Genomic DNA, 12171 nt, shown 5'->3' on the forward strand with positions numbered 1-12171 from the left:
AATAGCGTTGTAACTTTTATTTTAGACATAAAAAAGCCCCTGTTCTCACAGGGGCTTTTCGAATTTGGCGGAAGCGGTGTCCGTCTAACACTTGTCTTATACGGTCCAATCAAATATATAATAATTATACTATTCAAAAACTTAAAATAAAACAAATCTAATATAGTCTTGCATAATCTAGCTCTCTCCAATATTCTTTGAGGGGTAGGTTGTGGGGTAAAAATTATATGCCAAAAAAATCCAAAGAACTTTCAGCACTCAGTGTATCAAGAATTAAAGTGACTGGGCGACATTCTGTAGGGGGTGTTGATGGTTTGTGCCTGAACGTCGAAGGCAATTCTCGTGTCTGGATTCTGCGTGCTGTTGTAGGCAAACGCTTAGATAGAAATGGGAAACTAAAACCTCATCGCCGTGATATTGGTCTTGGTCCCTACCCTGAAGTTTCTTTAGCTGAAGCACGAGCAAAAGCCACTGAATTCAGATTGCAAATCCGAAACGGGATTGACCCTATCCGACATAAACAGGAACAACGCGAGGCTTTACTTCTTCAACAACATCGTGAGAAGACTTTTCGTGAATGTGCCAAGATTGTAATTGATAAGAAAACTCTTGAGCTTAAAAATGAGAAACATATCTCGCAGTGGTCATCTACTTTAGAAACCTATATCTACCCTGTTATAGGTGATCGTGTGATTGGCTCTATTACTAAAACAGATATTGTTGCAGCTCTTGAGCCTATCTGGATAGAAATACATGAAACGGCAAAACGGATTCGTGGTCGAATAGAAACTATTTTCGACTATGCTAAAGCTATGGAATATTTTGTTGGAGATAATCCAGCTGCATGGAAAGGTAATTTAGAACCTATTCTCGGTAATTTGAAACAAGAATCGCGTCCACATCCCTCGTTACCTTATGAGCAGGTAGCTAAATTTATCCAGCATTTAAGACAGAAAAAAGGTATTTCTTCCAAAGCATTGGAATTTGCCATATTAACTGCTTGTCGTTCAGGTGAAGTATTTGGTGCTTTGTGGAAAGAGATCGATTTTAAAAATAAGATCTGGATTATTCCAAAAGAACGAATGAAAGCAGATAAAGAACATCGAGTTCCTTTATCACAAGTAGCCATTAGTTTACTTGAACAACTTTATCAAGAAACCCATCCTCAACCAGGTGACTTTATTTTCCCTACACCACGTAGTGGTGAGATGCTTTCTGATATGTCCTTGACTGCGATGATCAAGCGCATGCATGAGCAGAAGTTTAAAGAAGATGGTATTGGCTATATTGATCCTAAGCAAAATCGAGTGATCACGACACATGGTTTCCGTTCAACTTTCCGTGATTGGTCAGCCGATAAAACAGATTATCCTCGTGAAGTCTGTGAACATGTATTAGCGCACAAACTACCAGATGAAGTTGAAGCTGCTTATTTACGTGGAGCTTATCTAGAAAAGCGCAAAAGATTAATGGAGGATTGGGCTAATTTCTGTAATGTACAATCAGCATCCAGTAATGGTATAAAAAATTAAACTTCACATTACGTTCCTTTAGGCAATAAACATTATTCCACTGAAAAGCTCTATTTACAGCTGGTAAATTTAATAAATTAATACTTAACGGATCGATTTATATAATATTCACAAAAATCAATCCATATTTCTTCAATATATTTCTAGTATTTTAATAAAATTATTTATTAAAAATATTTCAAGTCACATTGGGAATACAGATATCACTCTGTCCATCTAAATCAAACAATCGATTTATTTGTCCACTTTCCAACTGACCTACTAAAAAGGCATCTACTATCTCGGCTGAATATTCACGGTCTCGTGGAACTGCCATCGCTTGCTTAATTTGAGTAAAACTATCATTCAACACCCTAAAGTCTGAATGAGCATTGGTAGTTCTAAACAAAGGCTGGCGTATACCCGCCGCTGCATCGACATTTCCTTCTACAAAATAATCAATTGCACTTTCAGAGGTATCTTTCCGAATTAATTCCGCATGTTCTAAAGTTCTACTGAGGAATAAATCATAAGCAGCGCCTTTACCCACACTAATTTTAATACCTGCCCTATCTAAATCAGATACTGTATTAAAATCTGAATCTTGTTTTACCAAATAGGTTCCTTCAATAATTACGTATGGTCGCGAAAACGTGATTTTTTCAGCTCTTTTAGGCTCATCAGCTAGAAAAGCTAAATCCCATAGATTTTCCTCCAAACTTTCAAAAACTTTTCCTGCTGCATTAAATGGAATCAATATATATGGCAAACTCACATATTCAGCAAATAATTTAGCTAATTCAACGGATACACCGCTTAGATTATCTTGATTATCTTTCCTTGCTAGAACAGGATTACCTAAATTAATTGCTATTCTTAATATCCCGGTTGGAGCTATTAATAATTTATTAACTTTTTCCATGAAAGGCTCTTGAGTCATTTCTATATCCTGTACTTAAAATGAAAAAGAATTTAGAGAATTAGGAATATGTACATATCCATCCATAATAACTCTCGCGCTTCGGCTCATAATTGCCTTTTCTACGATCCATTGATCATTAATAAATTGTGTCTGCGCCCCAACATTTACAGTCCCAGCAGTGTGACCTATTTGAACTTGTCTATTTCCAATTTCTCCCACAATTTTATTAACTAAAGTTCCTTTTAAACATGCAGCGACTGCAACAGCGATAGCCCCTGTTCCAGTAATTGCATGGTGCAGCTTACCCATTGAAATGATTCGTGCAATTACATCAATTTGATCTTTAACAACTAACTTTCCTCCAGCAGCTTTATAGTCAGCAGGTTCTGCAACTAAACATAACTTAGGAGTATGGGGGCGAATTCTAGTTGCTTCTTCAGGAGATTTCGCTAGGCCCATTACCACTGTGCAATTTGCTCTGATTGTCTCCATTAGGTTCAATAGTTTTAAATTATTATTGATATCAGATTGTGTTTCAGTCCCATCAAGCCCTAACTGCTTTGCATTAATGAAAATTGTGGGATTACCCGCATTTAATAAAGTGACTTCAACTTCTTTAAACTCTGGAATATCAACAAAATCTATTACATTTCCAGTTGGTAGAATTCCTTCATCTGTACCACCTGGTTGGAGAAATTCAAGAACAACTTCTGCCCCAGGAAAAGTGACTCCATCTAGAACAAAATCACCTTCTTCTTGAACTTCTCCATCTTTCACAGGCACATAGGCAATAATCTGCTTTTGTATATTTTCCTGCCAAATTCGTACAGTAGCCACTCCATCTCTAGGAGCATTAACTAAACCATTTCGTATAGCAAAAGGTCCGACAGCAGAACTGAGATTGCCACAATTTCCAGACCAATCAACCACTGGATCCTCGATAGCTGGAGCACCAAACAAATAATCTACGTCACAATCCTTTCTAGTAGATTTTTTAATTATGACTACTTTACTTGTACTGGAGGTTGCGCCTCCCATACCATCAATTTGTTTTCCATACGGATCTGGACTGCCAACAACTCTAAGTATGAATGCATCTCGCTCAGGTCCCTGCGGTGGAACATCTTCATCTAGAAAAAAAACGCCTTTACTACTACCACCACGCATATAGATGGCAGGAATTCTCTTCTGTGTCATGATTAATTACTCAATTTTGTAAATTTCTGATTTGCAAGTATTTCATTCAACAATTGCGGCAATAGTCCACCTTGACGAAAGAATTTCACATCTTCATATGTATCAAGACGACTGGTTACCTCTATAGAAATTATTGAGTTGTCTTCCCTCTGAATAACTAAATTTAATTTATCTTGTGGTTTAAAATGATCAGTAATACCTTCAACTGAAAATGTTTCATAACCTGTAAGATTAAGAGTTTCTCTTGTTACTCCTTCAGGGAACTGAAGTGGTAAAATTCCTAAACCAGCTAGATTAGTTCGATGGATACGTTCAAAACTTTCAGCAACTACAACACGAACACCTAGTAATCTTGGACCTTTAGCTGCCCAATCTCGAGAGGAACCGCTACCATACTCTTTACCTGCAATAACAATCAGTGGTTGATTTCGATTAGCGTATACACGTGCGGCTTCAAAAATAGTAGTTTCAGTTTTTTCAGGTAAAAGCATTGTCCAAGGACCTTCTCGGCCGTCTTGCATTAACTCATTTTTTAAACGAGGGCTAGCAAATGTTGCTCTCTGCGCAGCCTCATGATTTCCTCGTCTAGTTCCATAAGAGTTGAACTCAGCTTTTTCAATCCCTAAGCTTTTTAAATAAATGCCAGCATCGCTATCTGGTAAAATTGCACCCGATGGAGAAATATGATCTGTTGTGATGTTATCCGATAACATTACTAAGACACGCATACCTTTTAAATCCTTTTCAGGATTAATGGCAGCCAAATCATCATTCCAATATGGCGGTTTTCTGATATAAGTACTTTCCGCTTCCCATTGGTATTGGGCTGAAGTAGAAGCCCGAACATCAGACAAGATCAAGCCAGCTTCACGAGGAACATTTTTATATGCTTGATCAAATAAATCAGCCGATAATGCACTACGCTCAATAGCATCTAGCTCATCGTCAGAAGGCCATAATTCATTGAGATAAACTGGTTTTCCTTCTTGATCGACCCCCAATGAATCTGTCTCAGGATTAATTAAATAGCTTCCTGCTATTGCATACGCAACAATTAATGGAGGGGACATAATGAAAACTTCTCGAGCTAGAGGATGTACCCTGCCTTCAAAATTACGATTACCAGACGTTACTGCTACAGTTTCAAGCTTCTTATCACGAATTTCATCTTCAATTTCTGGTGAAAGTAATGGACCAGACATACCATTACAAGTTGTACATCCAAAACCAACCACGTTAAAACCTAATTTATCTAAATCTTTATTTAGACCAACTCGCTCTAGATAGTCTGAAACCACTTTAGAACCAGGAGCAAATGAGGTTTTAACCCAAGGAGCACGTTTTAGATTTCTTTTATGAGCATTTCTAGCAATTAGTGCTGCTGCGATAACGGCTCTCGGATTAGAGGTATTCGTACAACTAGTAATTGCAGCTAAAACGATAGAACCATTTTCTAAATTTTCAGATGGTTTATTACTTATGTGCTGTTTGTTTTTTAAAATAATTCTTTGGTGAGGTTGCTTTGGACCCGATATTGATCGTGAAACTTCACCTAAATCTAAGCTAACTGTATAGTCATACTCAACATTATTAAGCATTGAATGCCATAATCCTTGTTGCTTTGCGTATTCTTCAGTTAATTGTGCAATGTGACCACCACGCCCGCTCAATTCTAAATATTCAATTGTTCGGTCATCTATTGCAAACATAGCCGAAGTTGCACCAAATTCAGGCGCCATATTTGAAATCGTGCCTCGATCTGCTAGAGAAAGCTGAGCAACGCCTGGTCCATAAAATTCTAAAATTTTACCGATTACACCAACTTTCCTTAACATTTCGGTCAATGCCAATGCGATATCTGTAGCAATATAACCTTGGGGTGGCTTACCCTCTAACTTAACGCCAACCACTTGTGGAATTCTCATTTTTAATGATTTTCCAAGCATAGCGGCTTCGGCTTCAATTCCACCAACTCCCCATCCTAATACGCCAATTGCATTAATCATTGTCGTATGACTATCAGTACCTACTAATGTATCTGGGAACGCCCACAACTCTTTATTGATTTTTTTTGTACCAATAACTGTTGTTAAGCGTTCAAGATTAATCTGATGTAAAATTCCATTTCCAGAGGGAATAATTGAAAGATTATCAAAAGCTTTATTACACCAATCTAAAAATGCGAATCTCTCACTATTCCTTTTAAATTCAATTTTTTCGTTTTGAGATAATGCCTCCGCAGTTCCCCAATGTTCAACATTTAACGAGTGATCTACAACCAAATGGGTTGGGGTCATTGGATTCACTGATTTAGGGTTACCACCTTTTTCAGCTACCGCATCTCTTAAACCTGCAAGATCTACAAGCGCAGGAGTTCCTAATAAATCTTGTAAAACAACTCGAGCTGGTCTAAATGAAATATCACTATCCTTCGTCCTTAATAAAATATCTTCTAAGGCCATCATAGGAGATTCTTCTGTTCTCAATATATTTTCAGCCATAATTCGATGGCTCAGTGGTAATTTTTCATAATTTCCACCGATACTTTTAACAGCACTTTCAATATCAATAATTCTGTATTCGATATCACAAATTTTAATTTTTTTTGACCAACTTATACTCATATCAGGCTCCTTAACAACAACAAATTATTGCTCTTTTTTTTAAAAAAATACAATACATATTTTTTCAATAAAATAATTATTCTTTATTTTTCAATAAAATGTATTTAAAATAATAATCAAATAAACAAATACGGTTTTTAAAATTGTATTTTTTTATAAAAAAGTTCAATATTAGTAAGTGTAATTTTTAAGCTAAGGATTGCAACCATGCTCACTCTTTTAGGTGTAAGCATGATTATTTGCTTTATGTATTTGATCATGTCAAAAAAATTAAGTGCTTTAGTTGCTCTTACCCTCATTCCATTTATTTTTTCAATTATTGCTTGGCTATTAGGTTTTCATTTCGAAAGCTTAAGTCATATTGAATTAATAAAGCTTGGTGAAATGATGCTTGAGGGTATTAAGAAGGTAGCCCCTATAGGAATTATGCTGCTTTTTGCCATTATGTATTTTGCGTTAATGATTGATTCAGGCCTATTTGATCCTTTCGTTAATTGGATCGTGCAATGTGTAAAAGGTGATCCTGTAAGAATTGCTATTGGTACAGTTATTTTAACAATGCTTATTTCCCTAGATGGTGATGGTTCTACTACTTATATGATTTGTGTAACCGCAATGCTTCCACTTTATAAGCGCATTGGTATGAATCCTCTTATCATGACTGCGCTAATGATTCTAGCTAATGGGACAATGAATATAGTACCTTGGGGAGGACCAACAGCTCGTGTTGCGAGTGCATTAAATATAGATCCAAGACATATTTTTGTTCCTATGTTACCTGCTTTAGTCATTGCGTGCTTATGGTTGATTTTTATTGCCTATTTATATGGAAAATTTGAAAAGAAGCGTCTTGGGATAATTCATGAAATTAATATTAAAAAAAACTTTAATATTTCAATTTCCAAACATCTAGATGCACATCGACCAGATTTAAGAAAGTTCAATGCAGCATTAACCTTTATTTTGATGGTTTGCCTAATCATGGGCATATTACCAATGCCTATTTTATTTATGCTTGGTTTTTGCTTGGCATTAGCTGTAAATTATCCTTGTCTAGAAAAGCAAAAGCAACGTATCGCAATACATGCAAATACTGCTCTAAGTGTAGTTGGTGTAATTTTCGCAGCAGGTGTCTTTACAGGAATTCTAACTGGCACAGGCATAGTAGATGCGATGTCTCATGAATTTACAGCAATAATTCCACCAGTAATGGGGCCATATATGGCACCTATAACTGCTCTAATTAGTATTCCTCTTACTTTTTTTATGTCAAATGACGCATTTTATTATGGAGTCGTACCAATTTTGTCAGAAGCTGCATCTAACTATGGCATTACACCACTTGAAATTGCTAGAGCATCTTTAATTGGACAACCAGTTCATGTTTTATCGCCATTAGTTCCTTCAACTTATTTATTGTGTGGACTAGCAAGTGTTGAGTTTAACGAACATCAAAAATTCACAATCTGGTGGGCAATTTTGACATGTCTAATTTTTTTAATTACAGCCCTTTTATTTGGAATATTTCCACTACTTAAAATTTAACTTACTAAATATCTTAGGACGAGTATTTTTTAAATAGGGCTAACGTAAATACATAGACAATAGTATTATATTCACTTAATTTTTCTATTGGGCAAAATTTTTAATATATCTATGAACTTAACTCCTTTACAAAACAAAGCGGTGAAAGATATTGTTTATTTTGTACGCCAAAACCAACTGCAACCCGGTCAACATTTAACCGAGCTAGAACTTAGCAAAGTACTACATATCTCGCGTACTCCTATTAAATTTGCTTTGCAATATTTGGCTAGTAAAGGAATGTTTATTCACGATAAAAATAGAGGTTTCTTTTTAGCCGAGTCTAATAATTATTATGCTGATCTCGCAAATGAAATTGATAAGTCTGTAGATGACCCGCTCTACATTGAAATTGCAAGACGTCGATTAAGAAAAGAATTACCTGATAAATTTACTGAAACTGATTTTATTCGTCTATTTAATACTTCTCGGAGTACATTAAAAAATGTATTAATCCGAATTCAGCAAGAAGGTTGGATTGAACAATGTGCTGGACAAGGTTGGTGTTTTTTACCTCTTATCGATTCAGTACAAGCTTATGAAGAAAGTTATGCCTACCGAGCGATAACTGAACCAGCTGGCATACTAATGCCAACTTTTATGATCGATTACGAAGTATTAGAATTATGCAAGCAAAAACAATTATTTATTATTGATGGAAATTATCTAACAATGACACCATCAGAGTTATTTGAAAATAATGCTCAATTTCATGAAATGCTTGCTGAATTTTCAGGCAATCGATTTCATTATCAAAATATTAAAAGAATTAATCAATTACGTCGTTTAGTTGAATATCATCAGGTAGTCGATCGTCATCCAAGAAAAGCGCAAGCAGAAGAACACTTACAAATTATTCAATACTTAGAAAAAGGTGATCGACTTAAAGCTGCAGATATACTGAGACAACATCTTGAGCAAGCTCGACGTGTAAAAATAAATGAAAAAAACTTTAATAATAAATAACTTAATTTAAAACTCTCCCAAAGAATATAAAATGGATTATATGTTGCCTTTTATATATTTAAGGCTTATTCAAAGTATGTATTCCACTCTCTTCTGAACATGATAAGGCGGCCGATCACAGAAGCCTTTAATGGATAAGAGACTCCAATATATAAATACGTAGCCTAATAAACAGGCTCTATTTACTCGCTCTTTTACCTCTGTAATCTATCTGGATCTAATATCATTATTCGTAAATATTGAATTATGAAAACGCATTAAGCACCTTTTTCAAGTTAATTAAGTGACATATCGTTTTCTTATAGATTAGAGAAAGGCTGTTTGAATGACCGATTACATTAGAAATATTGTTAATAACCAGACTGTAAACCCACCAATGACGCTGATTCGTGGTGCAACCATCTTAAGCATGGATGAGAATGTAGGCAACATTGAACACGGCGATATTCTTATCACTGGATCTACGATTACCGCCGTCGGTCAGGATCTGGATGCACAAAATGCTCACATCATAGATGCAAAAAACATGATTGTGATGCCAGGAATGGTTGATTCTCATCGTCACTCATGGGAAGGGCAACTACGCCGCATCAATCCTAATGCCACATGTTTGGATGACTACAGCAATGCTACACACTTCTCTTTTGCCAAATACTATCGTCCTGTCGATATCTATGTTGGTAATCTGCTGACAGCTCTTGGAGCTATTGATGCGGGAATAACAACAATCATCGATAATTCTCATAACAGCCGTACCGCTGCACATTCGGACGCTGCTGTAGAGGCCTTATTTGACTCTGGCATTCGTGCCATCCATGCCTCTGGTGCACCTGTATCAGGAGAATGGGATAGAGCACACTGGCCTGGGAACTGGCAGCGCCTTCAAGAAAAGTATTTTACAAACACCCCTGACAGTCTTGTTTCTCTTGGTGTTATGGCCCAACTGGAGCCAGAATTGTGGGCTGAGGCCCGTAGACTCGGGCTACCAATCGTGACTGAGTTCTTTGGTGCCGAGATGGCTTCTGAACTTGAATCATTGCATCAGCAAGGTCTTCTTGGCCCTGACAATATTTTCAATCATTGTACGGCGCTCCCCGATGAAGGATGGAGGATCCTACGTGAAGCTGGGGTTCGGGTGAATGTATGCCCGCGCTCTGATGCACATTATGGCATCGAAGATGGTATGTTTGCCATTGAGGCTGCTCAGCGCCATGGTATCAACCCTGGTCTAAGCGTGGATAATGAAACGTCTTATAGTACCGATATGTTTATGGAAATGCGCGTTGCATTTTATCTACAGCGGGTGATTGGTATGCACAAGCAACAGAACTGTTGTGATTCCTCACATTCACTAACAACGCTTCCAGCAGCAAATCTCCTTAAAGCAGCTACCGTTGATGGTGCTAGCTGTGCTGGACTGCAGGATAAAGTTGGTAGCCTAACACCAGGCAAACAGGCCGACTTGATCCTAATCAATGCTGGTGACATCAACCTTTACCCATCTGGGAATGCCTTTGGTACGGTTGTACATGCTACAGAACGCAGCAACATTGATACCGTTATGATCGGCGGACGTATCGTCAAGCAGAACGGTAAAGTTCTAGGTGTCGATAACAAGCTCCTTCATGCAGCGATTGATGAATCGCGTCAGCATCTGTTTGCTGCCGCTGGGTATGAACCTGACATTTTTGCAGAAAAGTTCCTCCCATTGGAGCAGACAAACTAACGGGTATGAAACGTATGAATATGATTTATTACGTAATTGCTTTTGCCGCAGGTCTCGGTATCACCTTGCAAACAACCCTAAATAGCCAACTGGCCCGAGGACTTGGAGGTGATTCGGTAACTGCAGCTTTATTTTCCTTCTCTGCTGGGGCTTTCAGCCTTGGAATTTACTCACTGCTGCGTGGTGGATTATTCACCTCGCTTGCAGCCATTCCTTCTCAACCTCTGTGGAGTCTAGCAGGTGGACTGATCGGTGCATGCGCTCTATTCAGCTATGTAGTACTCGCACCGAAAATCGGCTTTTCGGCCTTACTGGGACTCGCAATTGTTGGACAATTACTTTCATCACAGATGATTGACCATTTTGGTCTGCTGGGCGCCGTAAGAAGACCAGTTTCATTAATCAAACTGGGAGGAATGCTGGTCATGTTGGCTGGTTTAGTTGTCATGCTTTTCGGTGATCGACTGTCTGAGCGCTTCCTTCACTAACAAAATAAAATACTAAGCGCCGATCATTACGGACGTTTGCCTCAGTGCAGATGCCCGTAATCATTTGTTTAAGCGCAATGCTTATTTTTATCTCTGGAGAAATAACATGTTTTCAGTTGCAGCAGATGTGAGAAATTTGCTGGGAGAGTGTCCCCTGTGGTGTGAAAGAACACGCAGAATATACTGGACAGATATTGAGGGTAGTGAATTGCTTGCATTAGAAGAAGGCAATGATATCGTAATGAGATGGTCTCTGCCTGAAAGACTAGGATCATTTGCCCTTACCGAAAATGCTAATGTACTGTTAATGGGAATGGCATCTGGACTCAGGTTTTATGATCTCAGCACCTGTAGTTTTACCTCCATAGTGGTATCACCGGGTAGAGTAGGTACCCGTATAGGAGATGGTCGATGCGATCGCTCTGGTAATTTTGTCTTTGGAACCATGGATGACGGTTATCCAGTTAAAGCTATCGGTAAATTTCACAGGCTGAATGCAGCGACACTGACAATAGAGACGCTTCCCCTGCCTGAAGTCGCTATACCGAATAGCATCTGCTTCAGTCCAGATGGAAGCACAATGTATTACTGTGACTCGATGCAAGGTCGTATTTTCTGCTGTGATTATCCTTCTCTAAAAAATCAGCGTACATTTGTCGAAATAGAAGGTAAAGGTGCACCTGATGGCTCATGCGTGGATGCAAGGGGTTATTTATGGAATGCTGAATGGGGAGGAAATCGTATTGTACGTTACAACCCAGACGGAATAACAGACTGCATTATACCCTCTCCTGGTATTCAGAGCACTTGCCCGACACTAGCAGGTGAGGAATTCACTATGCTTTATTGCACTACTGCCAGTGTTGGTATCTCTGCACTATCAAAGTATGATGGAGCATTGTTAAGAGCAGAATCAAAAGTATTCGCTGGTTTACCAGAAAACCGCTTCGCTACTGCAGTAATTTAATTCGTTCACTACTCAGAAAGACGAATATATTTGCCGAATAAACTTTTGAGGAGCTAGATTCACCACCCTAGCTCTTTTTTATTTGGTATCAGAACAGCAATAATGTATCTAACGTATATGCTCTGGTTTATAGTTCCAAGCTTATTTCTGGTGACGTGAGTAGAGAACTTAATACAAATATTTGGC

At 37.9% G+C, this 12171-nt stretch carries 9 protein-coding genes; 6 read left to right on the forward strand and 3 right to left on the reverse strand.

All coding sequences use genetic code 11. The features are described from left to right. The first annotated feature begins 227 nt into the window (after nucleotides 1–227). Nucleotides 228–1532, forward strand: a complete 1305-nt coding sequence (locus AWW73_RS05810) for a tyrosine-type recombinase/integrase (RefSeq protein WP_062849051.1) — start codon at nucleotides 228–230, stop codon at nucleotides 1530–1532. A 178-nt stretch (nucleotides 1533–1710) separates the two neighbouring features. On the opposite strand, the gene AWW73_RS05815 is transcribed toward AWW73_RS05810, so the two are convergent. From AWW73_RS05815 to AWW73_RS05825, 3 genes are read right to left on the reverse strand one after another with little or no spacing between them, the layout of a single operon-like run. Next, nucleotides 1711–2451, reverse strand: coding sequence for a transporter substrate-binding domain-containing protein (locus AWW73_RS05815; RefSeq protein WP_240491649.1), 741 nt, complete (start codon nucleotides 2449–2451; stop codon nucleotides 1711–1713). Nucleotides 2452–2466: 15 nt separating this feature from the next. Continuing rightward, nucleotides 2467–3630 (reverse strand): 2-methylaconitate cis-trans isomerase PrpF, encoded by a 1164-nt coding sequence (prpF, locus tag AWW73_RS05820; RefSeq protein ID WP_062849052.1) that lies wholly within the window; start codon nucleotides 3628–3630, stop codon nucleotides 2467–2469. Between the two features lie 2 nt (nucleotides 3631–3632). After that, complete coding sequence (locus AWW73_RS05825) at nucleotides 3633–6254, reverse strand: aconitate hydratase (RefSeq protein ID WP_062849053.1); 2622 nt, start codon at nucleotides 6252–6254, stop codon at nucleotides 3633–3635. 207 nt (nucleotides 6255–6461) lie between these two features. Between AWW73_RS05825 and AWW73_RS05830 the strand changes: the two genes are divergently transcribed. The 5 genes from AWW73_RS05830 to AWW73_RS05850 all read left to right on the forward strand — a co-directional run bounded on the left by AWW73_RS05830 (nucleotide 6462) and on the right by AWW73_RS05850 (nucleotide 11985). Further along, on the forward strand, nucleotides 6462–7799 hold the full coding sequence (locus tag AWW73_RS05830) for a CitMHS family transporter (protein ID WP_062849054.1): 1338 nt from the start codon (nucleotides 6462–6464) through the stop codon (nucleotides 7797–7799). 111 nt (nucleotides 7800–7910) lie between these two features. Beyond that, nucleotides 7911–8804, forward strand: a complete 894-nt coding sequence (locus AWW73_RS05835) for a GntR family transcriptional regulator (RefSeq protein ID WP_062849055.1) — start codon at nucleotides 7911–7913, stop codon at nucleotides 8802–8804. A 325-nt stretch (nucleotides 8805–9129) separates the two neighbouring features. Then, nucleotides 9130–10530, forward strand: coding sequence for an amidohydrolase family protein (locus AWW73_RS05840; protein ID WP_062849056.1), 1401 nt, complete (start codon nucleotides 9130–9132; stop codon nucleotides 10528–10530). A 14-nt stretch (nucleotides 10531–10544) separates the two neighbouring features. Next, nucleotides 10545–11018, forward strand: a complete 474-nt coding sequence (locus AWW73_RS05845; RefSeq protein WP_034591368.1) for a DMT family transporter — start codon at nucleotides 10545–10547, stop codon at nucleotides 11016–11018. 106 nt (nucleotides 11019–11124) lie between these two features. Continuing rightward, complete coding sequence (locus AWW73_RS05850) at nucleotides 11125–11985, forward strand: SMP-30/gluconolactonase/LRE family protein (protein ID WP_062849057.1); 861 nt, start codon at nucleotides 11125–11127, stop codon at nucleotides 11983–11985. The last annotated feature ends 186 nt before the right edge of the window (nucleotides 11986–12171 follow it).

Origin of the sequence: Acinetobacter lactucae (assembly GCF_001605885.1) — a bacterium.
Lineage (GTDB): Bacteria > Pseudomonadota > Gammaproteobacteria > Pseudomonadales > Moraxellaceae > Acinetobacter > Acinetobacter lactucae.